At 55.1% G+C, this 16,880-nt stretch carries 13 protein-coding genes; 7 read left to right on the top strand and 6 right to left on the bottom strand.

Annotated elements, in window-relative coordinates; all coding sequences use genetic code 11:
• Position 1 precedes the first annotated feature (1 nt).
• Together GCE01_RS10925 and GCE01_RS10920 are read right to left on the bottom strand one after the other, a co-directional pair.
• Positions 2-2,371 (bottom strand): TonB-dependent receptor, encoded by a 2,370-nt coding sequence (locus tag GCE01_RS10925; RefSeq protein WP_099212882.1) that lies wholly within the window; start codon positions 2,369-2,371, stop codon positions 2-4.
• A gap of 191 nt (positions 2,372-2,562) precedes the next feature.
• A complete protein-coding gene (locus tag GCE01_RS10920) occupies positions 2,563-3,915 on the bottom strand; it encodes an inorganic phosphate transporter (protein ID WP_064274565.1) in 1,353 nt (450 codons plus the stop codon).
• 204 nt (positions 3,916-4,119) lie between these two features.
• Between GCE01_RS10920 and GCE01_RS16880 the strand changes: the two genes are divergently transcribed.
• From GCE01_RS16880 to GCE01_RS10910, 3 genes are all read left to right on the top strand, one after another.
• Positions 4,120-4,287, top strand: coding sequence for a hypothetical protein (locus GCE01_RS16880; RefSeq protein ID WP_157091186.1), 168 nt, complete (start codon positions 4,120-4,122; stop codon positions 4,285-4,287).
• A gap of 12 nt (positions 4,288-4,299) precedes the next feature.
• Positions 4,300-5,952 carry a phospholipase C gene (locus GCE01_RS10915; protein WP_099212881.1) on the top strand — a complete coding sequence of 551 codons (1,653 nt, stop codon included), beginning with the start codon at positions 4,300-4,302 and terminating at the stop codon, positions 5,950-5,952.
• A 161-nt stretch (positions 5,953-6,113) separates the two neighbouring features.
• Positions 6,114-7,286 (top strand): cytochrome-c peroxidase, encoded by a 1,173-nt coding sequence (locus GCE01_RS10910; RefSeq protein WP_099213044.1) that lies wholly within the window; start codon positions 6,114-6,116, stop codon positions 7,284-7,286.
• A 4-nt stretch (positions 7,287-7,290) separates the two neighbouring features.
• Here the strand turns inward: GCE01_RS10910 and GCE01_RS10905 are convergent, their stop codons facing one another.
• From GCE01_RS10905 to qhpR, 4 genes are all read right to left on the bottom strand, one after another.
• Positions 7,291-9,420, bottom strand: coding sequence for a M3 family metallopeptidase (locus GCE01_RS10905; protein ID WP_099212880.1), 2,130 nt, complete (start codon positions 9,418-9,420; stop codon positions 7,291-7,293).
• Positions 9,421-9,494: 74 nt separating this feature from the next.
• Positions 9,495-10,052, bottom strand: a complete 558-nt coding sequence (locus GCE01_RS10900; protein WP_099212879.1) for a DsbA family protein — start codon at positions 10,050-10,052, stop codon at positions 9,495-9,497.
• A gap of 16 nt (positions 10,053-10,068) precedes the next feature.
• Entirely contained in the window at positions 10,069-10,491 is a 423-nt protein-coding gene (gene arfB / locus GCE01_RS10895) for an alternative ribosome rescue aminoacyl-tRNA hydrolase ArfB (protein ID WP_099212878.1), read from the bottom strand.
• 43 nt (positions 10,492-10,534) lie between these two features.
• Complete coding sequence (qhpR, locus tag GCE01_RS10890) at positions 10,535-11,593, bottom strand: AraC-like transcriptional regulator QhpR (RefSeq protein WP_099212877.1); 1,059 nt, start codon at positions 11,591-11,593, stop codon at positions 10,535-10,537.
• 182 nt (positions 11,594-11,775) lie between these two features.
• Here qhpR and GCE01_RS10885 point away from each other — a divergent pair, with 182 nt between their 5' ends.
• From GCE01_RS10885 to GCE01_RS10870, 4 genes are all read left to right on the top strand, one after another.
• Complete coding sequence (locus GCE01_RS10885) at positions 11,776-13,158, top strand: ethanolamine ammonia-lyase subunit EutB (protein WP_099212876.1); 1,383 nt, start codon at positions 11,776-11,778, stop codon at positions 13,156-13,158.
• Between the two features lie 2 nt (positions 13,159-13,160).
• Positions 13,161-13,958, top strand: coding sequence for an ethanolamine ammonia-lyase subunit EutC (gene eutC, locus GCE01_RS10880; protein ID WP_099212875.1), 798 nt, complete (start codon positions 13,161-13,163; stop codon positions 13,956-13,958).
• Positions 13,955-15,319 carry an ethanolamine permease gene (gene eat, locus GCE01_RS10875; protein ID WP_099212874.1) on the top strand — a complete coding sequence of 455 codons (1,365 nt, stop codon included), beginning with the start codon at positions 13,955-13,957 and terminating at the stop codon, positions 15,317-15,319. The genes eutC and eat overlap by 4 nt, the downstream gene beginning before the upstream one ends.
• A gap of 67 nt (positions 15,320-15,386) precedes the next feature.
• Positions 15,387-16,814 (top strand): outer membrane beta-barrel protein, encoded by a 1,428-nt coding sequence (locus tag GCE01_RS10870; RefSeq protein ID WP_373321779.1) that lies wholly within the window; start codon positions 15,387-15,389, stop codon positions 16,812-16,814.
• Positions 16,815-16,880: the final 66 nt, after the last annotated feature.

Below are 16,880 nucleotides of genomic sequence, written 5' to 3'. Positions count from 1 at the left end.
ATCAGTCGAAATGCTTGCGAATTGTAAAGAAGACCATGCGCGGAGCACCAGCCTGTAGTGTCTGGAAAGTCCCCGAGGGGTCGGAATTGACGAAGCCGTTGCTTCCGACTGTTGCCACATAACGCTTGTTAAACAGATTGGTGACGTTGATCTGAGCATCCATGCCACGCAGGAACCAGTTCTGGCTCTGGAAACGGTAGCCAACGTTCAGGTTGAAGATCGCATTGGCCGGCACAGAGGCATCGTTGGTGTAGGTGTAGTATCGCTTGTCCTGAAACTGCATCAGAACATTGCCCCAGATCGCGCCATCATCATATCCGAGTTCCACATTGGCGAGATTGGACGGCATCCCGACTGTGTGCTTGCCCTTGATGCGCGCAGAGACCACGCCGTCTGCGTAAACGTTGTTATCATACAGGGAGTTGTTGAACGCGTAGGATGCAAAGAGCGACCAATTCCGGGCAAATTTCCAGTTCGCGGCAACGTCCACGCCACGCGCTGTTACACCACCAACATTGCTCAGAACCGACGCATTGCCCTGAATGCCAACACCCTGCGTCACAGCCAGAAGGCGGTTCTGGAACTCGACATAGTAGCCGGTGACAGAAGCCTGGAATGTATGGTTATGGAAGCGATATCCCAGCTCTTCAGTATTGGACATTTCCGGCTTCAGCTTCTTTTGAAGCACCTCGAAGCCAGCCGTCGTTGTAGAGAACGGGCCTGATGTCTGCGCGCTATCGAAAGCTGCCATGTTGCGAGCGAAATCAGCAAAGATTTCATTATGCTGGTTAATGCGGTAGTTCGCACCAATCTGCGGCAGGAAGCCATTCGAGGCGCTCAGCGAACCCGACGGATAGGTCGTGCCGGTTGGCGTACCCATCAGGTTGCCACTGAGTGCGCGAGCAGAGTTGTCCACGATCAGGGACTTGAACCCGTAAGTCAGCTTCAGCGCTGGCATGATCTGCCAGGTATCGCCCAGGTGGACCTGATAAGTCTTGGTATTAAATGTGCTCTGCCACTGCGTGTAGAAGGAATTGCCCTGATACCAGTGAATGGATGACGGAGATCCGCTGTCCTGAAGCGGGTAGAAACGCCGCGCCTGCTCAAAATTGTTATTTTCGAACCAGAAGCCCCAGTCGATCGTGTGATTAGCAATCTTGTAGCTCAGACCACCGATAAAGCCTGCACGATGGATGTCATATTCCGTAGTACGGGTCGTGAGCGGTGATCCACCAAGAGCCGCGGGGGTGGCGAGATAAGGCGTGATCCATGCGCCCTCACCCGTATTGGTGTGGCCATATCCGGTCACGAATCCTTTAAGGCGGCTCGTAATGTCAAAATCCAGACGGCCATATCCCATCGCATCTTCACGCAGACCTGCTGCGTTGTAGTAGACAGTGTCCTGGTCCTGAACGCTTGAGGGGAAAGCTGTGCCCGTCTGGTAAGCCGTAGCAATTTGCTTGGCGAGGGCATAATTCCCCGTAATATTGTCGAGATTATACCCGTATTTGCTGATCTGAGCGAGCGAGAGATCCTGATAATCGTTTTCCTTACGCTTGGACCAGTCTCCATAAACCGTAAGCTTTACATGCTCTCCAAACGGCTGAATGTACTTGGCGTTCGCCTGGTCCTGCACCTGAACGCCATCACCCTTCCACTTGTTGGCATCCTGATGGTTGTAGGACACGTAGAAGCGACCGCCACCCTTCAGCTCTCCGCTGTTAATGCGGGCAAATGTGCGCCAGGTCGAAGCAGAGCCAATCGTTCCCGCAACATCGACGCCAAATTTCTTTGTGGGATCAACAGACGTGAACTGAAGAGCACCGCCCAGATCGTTGGATGCTGCCACACCAAGAGCACCGGCGCCCTGTGTCAGGGTTGATGGCCCGTTATTTTCAGTTTCAAGGGCCCGCCCGATCGAAAGGCCGTTATCATTACCATAAGCAAGATTACCGAGCGGAATGCCGTCCATCGTGAAGCCAAGACGGCTCTGGTCAAAACCTCGGATGACAATCTGCTGAGACCATTCGTAAGATCCCAAGGGATCAGACGACGTGAACATGACGCCCGGCAGTTTGGAGAGTGTTTTGAACGGGCTGGTTCCCGGCGTCATCTCCTGAATGGCACGGCGCGACACGGTTTGTGTTTCGCGAGCGGCGCCCGCTCCGAGGACGACAACGGATTCCGACGTTGTTGCTTCAACAGGCTGCGCAACCGTCCTTTTTGCTGATGCTTTCTTAACCGGCACACTCGACGGAGCGGCCTTACGGGCAGATTGTGACGGGCTCAGATCATCTGCAAAGGCAGACTGTACACTGGAGAAGACGAAAACGCCGCTCAGGCAAGTCGTCAGTGCAAGCATCAGCTTCATCAATGTATTCCTGCAAAGGGCACGGCACTGCCCGTGAATTCGCGGGAACGTTATGCAGACGGTTCATTTGTGTCTTGTGATCGTTTCAAGACATTGCCACACCACTTTAACAATTTGCAGTTCACCTATAAAAAAAGGACCTGCCTCACGGCAGATCCTTCTTGAATACTGTCTTATTGTGAAATTGACGATCAAGCGAGAATATAGAAAAGGATCGCCGAGACAGTGATCGTTACAGGCAGTGTAAACAGCCAAGCCAGAGCAATCTTGGTCAACATGTGCATGTTGATCCCGGAGCCTGAGGCAACCATGGTTCCAGCCACACCTGATGTAATGATGTGCGTAGTGGAGACCGGAAGGCCCGTGTAGCCAGCCGTCATGATCAGGCCTGCGCCAACAACTTCGGAAGCAGCGCCCTGTGCAGGCGTAAGGTGTGCCTTGCCAATGCCCTCACCCAGTGTCTGAACAATCCGGCGATAACCGATCATTGTTCCCACGCCCAGGCAAAGTGCACTCAGCAGTCGAACCCAGAAAGGCGCGTATTCCACTGTGGGGCGAAGCTTCTTGGCCAGAGATCCGGCTTCTTTCTTCTGCTCGTTGGATGCAGCAGGATTAGACGCTACGGAACGCAGGCCAGACAGAACCTGATAGATGTCCCCGCGTGTTTCAGCCGGGCTGGCATGAATTTCCGCGCCCTTTTCCAGTCGATCAATGGATGCAAGGGCATCCGATTTGAACGAATAACGATCAAACTCAGCAACAAGCGGGCGAGCAGCCTGCACGTCCTGACGAATAATATCGTACTGCACCGGCACCTGAGGGTTCAGGGCAAACGTCGCTGGCATCAGACCGATGATCGTCAACATGATCAGGCCAATGCTCTTCTGCCCATCATTGTTACCATGCGAAAAGCTGACCAGCGTACAGGTGGTGACCAACAGAGCACGAACAACCGGGTTCGGCTTGTGATGCGGCTCAGGGCGCTGATAAAGGGCCGGAAGATGCACGAATTTCCGAATGATCAGGAACAGAATGCCTGCCCCAATAAAGCCGAGCGGCGGAGATACGGCCAGCGTCGTCAGGACCTTCCAGATCTGGTTCCAGTCCACGCTGTGCCCCAGGTCGCGGGCATGCAGGAAGGAATCACCAATGGCGATACCGACCAGGGAGCCAATCACACAGTGAGAGGAAGAGTTCGGAATACCGAACCACCATGTAAGAAGGTTCCAGGCGAGAGCTGTGCCAAACAGGGCGACCAGCATTGGAACTGCCGGATTTCCATTCGGCGGAGACAAAACATCCGGCGGCAGCAACTCTACGAGCGTGTAAGCAACGGCAATACCGCCGAGCAACACACCCAGAAGGTTCATTAGGCCGGACCAGACAACCGCAACCTTCGGTTTGAGGGAATTCGTGTAAATGACTGTCGCAACAGCATTTGCGGTATCATGGAAGCCATTGGCAAATTCAAATACGCAGACCAGCAGGAAGCAGATCCCAAGCGCAATGATTGACCATGTTGACTCTGGGGCGAAGTGCAGCATTCCGGATGCCATCTCCAAATAAAGGTATGTCTAATCTGGTAGCTGTTTCGGTAATTTTACTAAAGATCCAGGGAACTTCTTTCATGAAAGTTTCATCACACCCTGAAACTGATTTATATTTAACCGAACCATAATATTTCCCCGTCCATTAATCCGTTATGGTGCCATTGGCTCTGTCGCCTGCTTCACCCAGAAGGCTTTCCAATGAACCAGCCCACGAAAAAGCAGCCTCACGAACTCTGGCGGGAAACACTCATGACCGCCTGGAACGACCGGATCGGGCAGGACAAAAGTTCTGGCCTCCACCTCCTGTTTGCCAGTACAGAACAGGCTGACAAACGCCGTACTTCCCAGTCTCACCAGAGAAGCTAGATTTCTGCCTGCATGACTTTACGTTCAGCTCTCCTCCTCACGACGTTCATTCCGTTCCTGCTTGCTCCGGCTCAAGCCGCGGAAACGCAGGCTCCGGAACCTGCAACGCCAATTCACCATCTTGTTGTGATCTATCAGGAAAACGTCTCCTTTGATCATTACTTCGGAACATATCCGTCCGCAGCGAACCCTGCCGGAGAGCCCGCTTTTCATGCCGCGGCAGAAACCCCAAAGGCCAATACGCTCATCGCGGCTGACCTTTTGTTGAAAAACCCCAATACGCGCGCTGAAAACGGCCGGGATGCAGCTCTGCCCTTCCGTCTGGACAGGACACAAGCCAGCACCGCCGATCAGAACCACGCCTATACTGCTGAGCAACAGGCTTATCATCATGGCCTGGCAGACCTGTTCCCTCTTCACACCGGTCGCGGCGCACCGGGTGGCGTCGGAGCATTTTCAACACGCGGCCAGGTGATGGGTTATTTTGACGGTAACACCGTCACAGCCCTATGGAACTACGCTCAGAATTTCGCCATGAGCGACGCCGCCTATACGGACACATACGGTCCATCCACTCCTGGTGCTCTGGAAGTGGTTTCCGGACAAACCAACGGCATGAAGATCGTCAAAAGCGCTCAAGGACGGTCAACCCTGACAGTCCAGTCTCCGTTCATTCCGGACGGACAAGGGGGCTGGACGATGGTCAACGATATCGACCCTGCTGAAGATGTCTGTTCCGTCCCGACCGAACAGGTCATGATGACCAGCAAAAACATCGGTGACCTGTTGAACGACAAGCACCTGACCTGGGGCGGCTTCATGGGTGGCTTCGATCTGACTGCTCGCAACCCTGACGGCACGACAGGCTGCAACCGCCAGACCTACTCATCTGTCGTGGCCCAAAATGTGGTTGACTATATCCCTCACCACAACTGGTTTCAGTATTACGCCAGCACATCAAATCCGACACATGCGAGACCATCCTCTCTCGCCGTCATTGGCCGTACTTTTCAGCAGGACGGTATCCACCGGGACCCGGCCAACCATCAGTATGACCTGAAAGACTTCTACAAAACTGTCGCTGCAGGAAACCTTCCTGCTGTTTCATTCCTGAAAATGCCAGCCTTTCAGGATGGCCATGCCGGTTACTCGGACCCACTGGACGAGCAGCATGGCGTGGTAGAGGCCATCAACCTTATTCAGCACAGCCCGCAATGGCACGATACAGCCATCATCATCGCCTATGATGATTCCGATGGCTGGTACGATCATGCCTATGTCACGCCGTCGCATGGCTCCTACGATAATCCGGCAGATCAGCTCAACGGCCCTGGCCGCTGCGGCACAGCCCCGGCGCCGAGCGGAGTTTCGGGTCAGCCTGTAAACGGCCGTTGTGGCCCAGGAACAAGAACACCGCTGATCGTTTTATCTCCATGGGCTAAACCTAACTACGTCAGCCATATCCAGATTACCCAGAGTTCCATCACGCGCTTTATCGAAGATAACTGGCTTCAGAGTCAGCGCCTTGGACAGGGATCATTTGACGCAGATGCTACTGATATGTCTGATCTGTTCGACTTCACGCAAACCCCGCATCTTACACCCGTTTTCCTGAACCCTGAGACAGGCGAACCTGTTAAGCACGCTCCTGCTACACCGCTTTGACCGTCTCACTCCGTTCTTTCACAGTCGTATTGGCTGGCGGCCTGATGTCCGCCATGCTGGCCAGTCAAGCCGTCGCTTCGGATCAATGTTTGCCAACCCAGGACGGCAGCAATCCATGTCCGGTCGAATTACATCGGCCGGCTCATGCACCGCTTTCCGAGATGGCGAAGATCGGGCGTGAAATCTTTCACGACCCCTTGCTCTCAGGGTCAGGACGTCTGTCCTGTGCATCCTGCCACAGCCCCAAACATCATTACGGGCCTTCCGGTGCTGCTTCCGTGTTTCTGGGAGGCCCAACACTGGCAAGCCATGGCCGCAGAGCCATTCCGTCCCTGACATATCTGGAGCACGTGCCAAATTTCAGCATTGGCCCGGATAATCCAGAAAGTGAGACTGCTCCCGTTCTGGCTTCGGCAGCACCCGATGCTAATCGGTCACCGAAGAATGCAGCCGCGTCCCCAACGATCAGTATGGTGCCTCAAGGAGGAATGTTCTGGGACGGTCGGGCCGATACGCTCCAGCAGCAGGCTTCAGGCCCCCTTTATGATCCGGCTGAAATGGCCTCTACCCCGGAGATTGCGCTTCATCGGCTTGAAAATGCCCGGTACATCCAACGGCTAAAAGCTCTAGGCGGGCCCGCGACTGACGCATCCCGTGACCTGCTGCTGTCTGAAGCCTTGTTTGCTCTTGCGCGCTACCAGATCGAAGACCCGTCTTTTCATGCCTATGACAGCAAGTTCGATGCGTGGCTTGAAGGGAAAGCTCGTTTTACACCGGAAGAGAGTGCCGGATATCGGCTCTTCAACGATCCGACAAAAGGCAACTGCGCAGCCTGTCACCTGGATCGTCCGCTTCCCGGTAATCTCCCACCACTTTTCACGGATCGCCAATACGAAGCACTAGGCGCCCCGCGCAATCAGGCTTTGATGGGGCCGTACGACACAGGGCATTTCGATCTGGGATTGTGTGAAGTCATGCCGGGAGGGGTCGAAACGTCATCGGCCTATTGCGGTGTGTTCGCCACGCCAACTCTCCGCAATGTGGCAGAACGCAAGGTATTCTTCCACAATGGCGTGTTTCATGACCTTCATCAGGTTCTGGATTTCTACGTCCTGCGAGACATCCACCCAGAACGCTTCTACAGCCGTGACACACACGGCCATCTTCAGGTTCCGGATGATATCCCGCCTCAGTATCGCTCTAACCTTGATCGCACTGACGCACCGATGGATCGAAAATCAAATGACCTGCCTGCCCTGACACCTCAGGAGCGCAGTCAAATCATCCAGTTTCTAAAGACGCTTACGGACGGATGGTCTCCCACCCGTCCGTAACATCTTACTTCTGGCTATCAGCCGTCAGCCCGCGATGCGCCAGCATCGGCTCAATGTCCGGGTCTTTCCCGTAAAATGCACTGAACATCGGGCCATAATCCATCGTGTGCCCCTTGGAGAGGATCATGTCGCGGAAACGCTGACCATTCTCACGCGTCAAGCCACCATGCTGCGTGAACCAGGCAAAGGCATCCTGATCCAGCATTTCGGTCCACAGATACGCATAGTATCCAGCAGAATAGCCATTGGACCAGATATGCAGGAAGTAGCTGGAACGATAGCGCGGTGGCACGTTGGCCACGTCCAGTCCCATGCTGTTCAGGGCATCAGCTTCAAACTTGTCCACATCCTGACGTGGTGCTGACGCCGGGAGAGCATGCCATTTCATGTCCAGTTCTGCTGCAGCGACGATCTCACCCAAGGCGTAGCCCTGATTGAAACGGGCAGCCTTCTTGATCTTGGCGACCAGTTCCTGCGGCATCGGAGCGCCAGTCTTGTAGTGCCGAGCGTAATGGGAGAGCACTTTCGGATCGAGCGCCCAGTTCTCGTTAAACTGAGACGGAAACTCAACGAAATCCCGTGCGACACTGGTCCCTGAAATCGAAGGATATGTCTGGCTGGCAAACAGTCCATGCAAGGCATGCCCAAACTCATGGAACATGGTCGTCACATCATCAGACGTGATGAGCTGCGGCTGACCTGGTGCGGCCTTTGTGAAATTGGCTACGTTGTAGATGACCGGCTTCGTGCCCAACAGCGTGGACTGACCAACGAAGTTGGACATCCATGCGCCGCCGGATTTGGTATCACGCTTGAAGTAATCAAAATACATCAGGCCAAGCTGTGAACCATCCTTATCAAAAACCTCAAACACCATGACGTCAGGGTTATAAACCGGGATGTCAGTGCGCTGTTTGAAGGTCACTCCGTAAAGCTGGTTGGCAGCAAAGAAAACACCGTCTGTCAGAACGGTCTTCAGTTCGAAATATGGCTTCACTTCATCCTGGTTGAGCGCATACTTCTCATGACGCACCTGCTCCGCGTAACGGCTCCAGTCCCAGGGCTTCAGTGTGAAGTTCTCACCATCCCGATGGATGGCATCCTGAAGGACACCAGCTTCCCGCTTCTGTTCAGCTGCAACCGCAGGAACAAGCTGCTTCATGAAATTTTCGGCAGCTTCCGGCGTCTTGGCCATCTGATCATACAGCGTGTATGCCGCAAAGCTCGGGTAACCAAACAGAGCCGCCTTCTGCGCACGAAGCTGGGCGAGTTCTGAGATTGTGGACCGCGTATCGTTCTTGTCGCCCTTCTCCGCACGGTTCCAGCTCTGATCGAACAAGGCCTGACGCGTTTCACGCTTGCTCAGGTTTTCCAGCGCTGGCTGCTGCGTTGTGTTCTGGAGCGGCAGAACCCACTTACCGGAAAGCTTGCGGCTTTCAGCATCTTTCTGCGCGGAGGCGATCGTCCCGTCATCCAGTCCTGCAAGCGCCTCCTTGCTATCAACGACGAGAGCCCCATTTTTTGCAGCGGCAATCAGCTTCTGCTGATAGGCAGATTCAAGATTAGCAAGTTTCGTGTTGATGGCCCGCAGCTTGACCTTGTCCGCTTTGGAAAGCTGGGCGCCCGCATGGACGAACTGCTGGTAATAAACATCCAGAAGCTGCGCCTGCTCGGCATTCAGATTCAGGCTTGCGCGAGCATCGTAGATTGCCTTTACGCGCGTAAACAGCCGCTCATTCAGATAGACTTCATCTTCATGCTGAGACAGACGCGGCGCTTCACGGCTTTCAACCTTGTCCAGTTCGGCATCACTGTTGGCTTGATAAACACCAAAGAACGTCTCCTGCACACGATCCAGCAAGCGACCAGACTTCTCCATGGCGACAATCGTGTTCTCGAATGTCGGAGCGGCCTTGTTGTTGGCAATCGCTGTGATCTCGCGCAGATGATCTGCCATACCGCGCTCAAAAGCGGGCGCGTAGTCACTGTCCTTGATCAGGTCAAAACGGGGAGCCTGATAGGGGAGCGTGCTGGCGCTGAAGAACGGATTTTCTGCGGCAGCATGTGCTTCAGTGCCAACGAGCGCGGCAAACGAGAGTGCAAAAGCCGCTCTGGTCCAGAGGTTGGAAGTCATTGAAAAGTCCTGACTGCTAAACGTTATGGCGACTGTATTGAAGAAGCCGCATAACGTCCAATCTCTCTGTCTCGTCAGCCCTTTACGGGAAACAGCTTGACTCCCCACTCGTCCACAGTGTCGCCACTACTGAAGGCTGGATCAATCAGACCATCCACCATGAAGGTTGGCGAGACATGGATACCGTTCTGGCGACCGTAACGAGCATGCCATTTGACCGCTGCCGTCACCTCGGGACGAACAAAGGTCTCAGTAAGCGGAACGCCGCTATAAACCTCGATACGCCGTAGAATGTCTGCCGGTGTAGCGTCCATATTCGGTCCACGGCAGTGATCGGTAAATTCGAACTCTTCCCGATGATCTGCAACAGCCATCATGACGGCTAAGGCAGCATCCCGGCCTTCGTCCAGCGAAGACGCAGCCAGAATGGCCCGTACAATGACGCCGGAGAACATATGCCACGGTTGGGACTGGAGCCGCACGCGAACCGTCAGGCGGTCTTGCCCCGCAAGTTGAAGGAGATCTGGTATTTTGCGTAGGGTCTTGACGGAAAATGGGCAGGTCGGTTCCAGAAAGACTTCAAGAACCTTGGGTCCTGCGCCCCATTCCAAAGCAGAAAGCTGGAAGGTCATGTGTCTGTTCTCCCTCTCAATCATCAAGCCGGATGCGACGATTGCGTATGATCCCGGCCCTATGGGCTTTGCCATCCAGTCGGCGCTGCCGCGCCCCTTTTCCGGGGCGTGTTGGCACCCGGTAGGCCTGTCGATGCGCAGCTTCACGGATCATTTCTGCCAAACGCTCGATAACATCTTCCCGATTGCGTAACTGCGTCCGAAAACGCCGCCCGGTCAAAACGATCTCCCCATCCCGGGTCGCACGACTTCCCGCAATTTCCAAAAGGCGGGTTCGTATCCGCTCTGAAAGAACAGCAGAACCGGAGACATCGAAACGCAACTGGGCGGCAGTTGCAACCTTGTTGACGTTCTGACCACCTGGGCCAGACGCCAGAATATAGGTAACTCTTAGATCCTCTTCCCGCAGGGACAGGCCGGGCATGACTTCAACACTCATTCCTCTGCCATACCACACAGACGGCTAAACGTGCGACCATCAGTTAGATCGGTGGAACGCTGTTCTGCTGTCTCCAGACCCGCGGAGACACCCCGAACCATCGTCTGAATGCACGGCTGAAAGCACTGGTTTCAGTATATCCAAGGAGAGACGCAATCTCACTAACATCTTTGTTCGGCTCTGCCAGATATCGCAACGCATCGATCTGACGTGTCTCATCCAGAAGCCCGGAATATGAAAGGCCGAGTTGGGCAAGTCTGCGTTGAAGGGTCCAGGGCGAAAGGGACAGTTTTTCCGCCACGTCAGAGAATTCAGAGCTGCCCTGCCGCATCGACTTGCGAACCTGAACCATAACCTGTTCTTTGAGGCTCTGCCCTGAATCAGGCACCGTGTGCCCTGCCCCTCGTGCCAAAGTCACAAGTGAAGATTTCATCACCTGCAGCAGGGCAGCATCGGCGTCTGGCATTGGCTTTTTCAGCCCCTCTTTCCGGAACATTAAAGCATTCATCCCGGCGGAAAAGCGTATATCGGCCTGAAACGCTTCTCGATGTTCAGAAGCCTGTTCCGGTTGCTCGTGAGCAAAAAGAACGGCCTGCGGGCACCAGTCTGCACCAAGACCAGCCCTTAAAATATTGGCAAACATGCCCATCGTCAGCTCGGCATCATGACGTTTGTCCTGAATGGCCGTGTCTGCGATCATATATTCGAGCCGGACATGATCATCCGCTTCAACAAACCGTGTAATGGTCTGGGCCTGATGGTACCCGAAATAAGTCGCCAGATTCTGCGCCGCCTGCCCCACTGTTTCTGAACAAAGCGCGATGTAACCAATCAGCCCGAGTTGCCTCGGTCTGAACTGTTGCCCGAAATGCAGACCGATGTTTCCGTCGTGCGTATCTGTTTCGGCTTCGGAAAACAGACGGCAGTACGCGCCTAGGTTCAATGCATCTGTTGGCATGGCGAATTGATGCGTTGAAAGACCCGACCGCCCAGCGATCCGGTCCATGTCTCCACCTTGCTCCGTAAGGAATTTTTCCACACCGGCAGCGGCGGCCGCCAAGACATAGACGTCTGATCCGGAAGACTTGGGAAAGGATGACATGGTGTCTTCCTGTTGCTGCTCACTTGACACGAGTGTTGGGCGCATTGTCGTCAAATGTCAAAACGTTGTTGTTTCGGGTCAAGTCAAACTCGGTCCGAAAGAGATATAATTGCGATAACGGACAAAACCTTGATTCTCCCAATTCCGACTTTTGGGATGAGCAAAGGCAGAGGACTCTGGCCATGGCTTACAGATGCACCCTGCGAGGGGAACAGTACACCTTTGATGATCTGAAGACGCTGCTGGCCAAAGCGTCTCCTGCCCGCTCTGGTGATGAACTCGCGGGCCTATCTGCCTCTTCCGATGCTCAACGCGTTGCCGCCCGTTACGCTCTCGCAGACCTCCCCCTCGACACATTCCTGAAATCAGAGCTCATCCCTTACGAAACGGATGACGTGACGCGCCTGATTCTGGATACACATGACCGGAACGCCTTCTCCCGGCTCTCATCGTTGACTGTTGCTGGCCTCCGGGACTGGCTGCTGTCCGAAGACGCCACGACAGAAGCACTGGCAGCCGTAGCTCCAGGCATCACACCGGAAATGGCCGCTGCCGTCAGTAAGATCATGAGAAATCAGGATCTTATGACAGTGTCGCGCAAGATCCGCGTCCTCACAAAGTTTCGCAACACCATCGGCCTCGAAGGTTGTCTGTCCACACGGCTGCAACCCAACCATCCTACAGATGATCTGAGGGGTATTGCCGCTTCTACGCTTGATGGTCTTTTGCGCGGCATGGGCGATGCCGTCATTGGCATCAACCCGGCGACAGACAGCGTCTCCAATGGTCTTGCCCTGCTGGAGATGCTGGACCATGCCCGCCAGCGCTATGACATTCCCACACAGACATGCGTTCTGACGCACGTCACCAACACGCTCGAGATCATGAACCGTGGCGGCGCGGTTGATCTGGTGTTTCAGTCCATCGCAGGCACCCAGAAAGCCAACGAAGGTTTCGGAGTCAGCCTCTCAATTCTGAAGGAAGCCCATGAGGCCGCTCGAACGCTGAACCGCGGTACGATTGGCAACAATGTCATGTATTTCGAGACGGGTCAGGGTGCTGCACTCTCCGCCGATGCCCATCACGGTGTTGATCAGCAGACTGTAGAAGCCCGCGCCTATGCTGTGGCTCGCGCCTACGACCCCCTTCTCGTCAATACCGTCGTCGGATTCATCGGGCCGGAGTATCTGTACGATGGAAAGCAGATCATCCGTGCCGCGCTGGAGGATCATTTCTGTGCGAAGTTGCTGGGCGTCCCGATGGGGTGTGACGCCTGCTATACCAATCATGCCGAAGCGGATCAGGATGATATGGACAACCTGATGGTTCTTCTTGGAGCTGCCGGGATCACCTTTCTGATCGGGGTGCCCGGAGCTGATGACATCATGCTCAATTACCAGAGCCTGTCGTTCCACGACCTTCTGAGCCTTCGGAAGCTTCTGGGCCTCAAGCCCGCTCCGGAATTTTCTGGCTGGCTGGAAAAAATGGGCCTCTATGATCCGCAAACGGAGCGCATGCTGGATATTCCACCCGGCCAGACCCTTCTTGGTGAAATGGCGCGCTGACCATGACGGATGATCGCGACGCGCCCTCCGCCCCACTGCACACAGCAGACCTCTGGCAGGATTTGCGGCGTCTGACCCGTGCCCGGATCGGCTTGGGTCGCACCGGAAACGCGTTGAAAACCGGGGATGTGCTCGATTTTCAGGCCTCTCATGCTCAGGCCCGCGACGCGGTCCACACACCTTTGGACGTTTCAGCCCTGACAGCGACTTTAAGGCCTGAGCCCTATCTGATCGTCCATAGCCGCGCATCAGACCGGTCCACTTATTTGCGTCGCCCCGATCTTGGCCGCCGGCTGGCCCCAGAAACGCTCGGCACTCTCACAAAAGGAGACTGGGACGTGGTGTTCGTCGCGGGCGATGGCCTGTCTTCTTTTGCCACCCAGCAAAACGCCATCCCGCTCTTTCAGGCCATGAAGAGCCGCCTTCCGGACTGGAAAATCGCCCCGCTGGTTATTGCGACACAAGCACGCGTCGCTCTGGGGGACGACATTGCCGCCAGTCTCGGAGCGAAAATGGTTGTGATGATGATTGGCGAGCGACCCGGTCTCAGCGTCGCGGATAGTCTGGGCGTGTACCTGACATATGCGCCTTTTGTGGGCTGCCCGGATTCAGCACGGAATTGCCTCTCCAACATTCATGCTCATGGCATGACCATCCCGGCCGCTGCGACAAAGCTGGCCTGGCTCATGCGTGAAGCCCGCCATCTGAAATTCACTGGCGTCGGCCTCAAAGACGCGGCGCCAGATGCCCCTCTGATTGAAAACACCACTCCCACCCTGGAAAAGGACAATGACCAATGAGCACTGCTCCGACGCATCTCAACAAGTCCCTTAGTGCGTTTCATCTCTGGGGAATTGCGGTTGGTCTCGTCATTTCGGGTGAATATTTTGGATGGAGCTACGGCTGGGCAACAGCAGGAACACTAGGTTTTCTGATTGCCACAGTCTTTGTCGCGCTCGTTTATACCAGTTTCATTTTCAGCTTCACGGAACTGACATGTGCCATCCCGCAGGCAGGGGGCCCGTTCGCTTACAGCCAGCGTGCGCTTGGCCGCTGGGGTGGTTTGATTGCGGGTCTGGCCACACTGGTTGAATTCATTTTCGCACCGCCAGCCATCGCGCTTGCCATCGGAGCCTATCTGAACGTTCAGTTTCCTCATCTGAACCCAAAGGTGGCAGCACTGGGCGCCTATATCGTCTTCATGGCGCTCAATATCGTGGGGGTCCATATTGCCGCCACGTTCGAACTGTTCATAACAATCGCCGCAATCATAGAACTGCTGGTATTCATGGGCGTCGTTGCTCCCGCTTTTTCATGGGACAATTTCCTGCACGACGGATGGGGCGTTGCACCTCATTTCGGACTGGAGGCCATGGGTGGCATCTTCGCGGCCATTCCTTTTGCCATCTGGTTCTTCCTGGCGATCGAAGGCGTCGCCATGGCGGCGGAAGAAGCCAGCAATCCTCGCCGATCCATCCCCATCGCTTACGTTGCGGGTGTTCTGACGCTGGTCGCACTGGCTTTCGGCGTCATGGTATTCGCTGGTGGTGCGGGAGATTGGCACGCTTTAGCCAACCTGAATGATCCCCTGCCTCAGGCGATGAAGCATGTTGTCGGCGCACATAGCGGCTGGCTGCATATGCTGGTCTGGCTGGGTCTGTTTGGACTTGTCGCGTCTCTGCACGGGATCATCATGGGGTATGCGCGCCAGATTTTCGCAATGGCGCGAGCAGGATTTCTGCCCGCTGTTCTCGGCAAGGTGCATCCACGCTTCCACACACCCTACACCGCGACGATTGCCGGTGGCGTTATTGGCATTGCTGCCATTTTCTCTGATGACGTCATTTCGATCCACGGTCAGTCTTTGACGGCAACGCTTGTCACCATGGCCGTCTTCGGGTCCCTGACGATGTACATTCTCAGCATGGTAAGCTTGTTTCGCCTACGCCAGACGGAACCAGATCTTGCGCGCAGTTATCGTGCCCCGCTCTACCCCGTTCTTCCGGGCGTTGCCTTGGCAGGCGCTGTGATCCTTCTGGTCGCCGTCACGTATTACAACCCAGAAGTCTGCCTGATTTACGTGGCCTTCATGACGATACTGAGCCTCTTCTTCATGCGGAAATACCAGAACAGGCAGAAGCAGGCAGCGTCAGAAATCTGATCCGTTTTTCCTCACGACCCTTCCGAAACCTTCAGGAACGGAATTTCGCGTGTCAAAAAAACACGTCATGGCAGTCTTTTGTCTGCTGGCCGGAACCGCCCTGCCGTCTTTCGCCTATGCGCAGGCGGCGGCCTCTTCAAACACGACTATCACACCAAACGGCACGCCCAACCCCAATCACCCTACACCACCGCCAACAGCATCCCATACCAACGATGCCGGAGATCCTGATCTTCCAGCGTTGAAAGCCGGAAATCTTTTCTCTCCCAAAGCAGGACGTCCCCTTACCTATTGGGATGGGCTGGTCGGACATCTCACGGTCGAAGCTGGTATAAGCGGGAACCCGTGGACGAGATCTGGACGCAATTTCGGGCAGTTTTATCTGGATCGTGCGAATACCGTGACCCTTAACCAGATCATGGGTTCTCTCTCCCATCCCGTCACCTCCATCGGAAGCGGTTACGGGATCGGGTTTGTCGTAGAGATGATGTACGGATCTGACTCACGTTTCGACCCGACGATCGGAATGGGCGACGGCACGATTAGCGGCTTGTACCAGTGGGCACCCACACAGGCCCATATCGACATCCATACGCCATGGATTTTCCATCACGGCATCGATTTCCAGGCCGGTCAAATGTACGGCCTGATGGGCGCTGAAGGCACGCCAGCCCTCGCCCGTCCGTTCTATTCTTTCAACTACGCTGCCGACTATATCGTTCCCTTCGAGACGGTAGGCGTCGTGGCCACGATGCATTTAAGCCATCACATGGACTGGATCCTTGGCATCGATGCAGGCAATTCCACAACCTTCGGAGGCGCTGGAAACAACAGCAGACCCAAAGGCTACTTTGGCTTTGCCTGGAATAATCTGATGGGCGGCAAGCTGAATGTCCATGCCATTGGCCATTTCGGCCCGCAGGCAAATAATGGCCGCACGATCGTCTCACCCGCTGGATGGAGCAGTGCAGGCATCGGGCGGTCCGCCAACGATCTCATGCAGTATAACGCGGATCTTCTCGCCACCTATCACGTGACAGATGCCCTGTCCGTCATGGCAGAAGCCCTCTATCTGCACGACGATGCGTCGCGCGACGATGCGTATGGCGTTTCTTCATATCTATCGTGGGACATCCGGCCATCCCTCACACTTAACGTCCGAGGTGAGATTTTCCGAGACAACACTGGCGGCATCATCAACCAGTATTCCAGCGACATGTCCTACACAAACTCGCTGAGAAACCGCCCGTTCGGGTATTATAACGCCCTGCCGACCATATACGGAGACCTGACAGTTGGGGTGGCATACCGGCCCAGCTTCATCAATCGACATCTGGGTCCAGCCAGCCTGACCGTCCGACCTGAAATCCGTCTGGACAAATCCCTGAATGGAACACACCCCTTCAATCAATCCGGCACAGTCTCTTCCAGAACGGTGAATAACGGGACGAACAACATGCTGTGGTTCAATCTGGATGCTGTCCTGAGTTTCTGATCTGCCACACCTTCCCTTTCAAAACAGAGAGACATGCAAAACTTCTTGACAGGTTGTGCGCGTTTA

Origin of the sequence: Gluconobacter cerinus, assembly GCF_002723935.1 — a bacterium.
GTDB classification, from domain to species: domain Bacteria; phylum Pseudomonadota; class Alphaproteobacteria; order Acetobacterales; family Acetobacteraceae; genus Gluconobacter; species Gluconobacter cerinus.
This window is presented reverse-complemented; position numbering and strand designations above follow the sequence as displayed.

Excerpts from the sequence above, each read along its gene's own strand:
- GCE01_RS10900 (WP_099212879.1), bottom strand. The coding sequence starts at position 10,052 with ATGACCTTCCAGCTTTCTGCTTTGGAATGGGGCGCAGGACCCAAGGTT.
- GCE01_RS10920 (WP_064274565.1), bottom strand. The coding sequence starts at position 3,915 with ATGCTGCACTTCGCCCCAGAGTCAACATGGTCAATCATTGCGCTTGGG.
- GCE01_RS10870 (WP_373321779.1), top strand. The coding sequence starts at position 15,387 with ATGGCAGTCTTTTGTCTGCTGGCCGGAACCGCCCTGCCGTCTTTCGCC.
- GCE01_RS16880 (WP_157091186.1), top strand. The coding sequence starts at position 4,120 with ATGAACCAGCCCACGAAAAAGCAGCCTCACGAACTCTGGCGGGAAACA.
- eat (WP_099212874.1), top strand. The coding sequence starts at position 13,955 with ATGAGCACTGCTCCGACGCATCTCAACAAGTCCCTTAGTGCGTTTCAT.
- qhpR (WP_099212877.1), bottom strand. The coding sequence starts at position 11,593 with ATGTCATCCTTTCCCAAGTCTTCCGGATCAGACGTCTATGTCTTGGCG.
- eutC (WP_099212875.1), top strand. The coding sequence starts at position 13,161 with ATGACGGATGATCGCGACGCGCCCTCCGCCCCACTGCACACAGCAGAC.
- GCE01_RS10915 (WP_099212881.1), top strand. The coding sequence starts at position 4,300 with ATGACTTTACGTTCAGCTCTCCTCCTCACGACGTTCATTCCGTTCCTG.
- GCE01_RS10925 (WP_099212882.1), bottom strand. The coding sequence starts at position 2,371 with ATGAAGCTGATGCTTGCACTGACGACTTGCCTGAGCGGCGTTTTCGTC.
- GCE01_RS10910 (WP_099213044.1), top strand. The coding sequence starts at position 6,114 with ATGGCGAAGATCGGGCGTGAAATCTTTCACGACCCCTTGCTCTCAGGG.
- arfB (WP_099212878.1), bottom strand. The coding sequence starts at position 10,491 with ATGAGTGTTGAAGTCATGCCCGGCCTGTCCCTGCGGGAAGAGGATCTA.
- GCE01_RS10885 (WP_099212876.1), top strand. The coding sequence starts at position 11,776 with ATGGCTTACAGATGCACCCTGCGAGGGGAACAGTACACCTTTGATGAT.
- GCE01_RS10905 (WP_099212880.1), bottom strand. The coding sequence starts at position 9,420 with ATGACTTCCAACCTCTGGACCAGAGCGGCTTTTGCACTCTCGTTTGCC.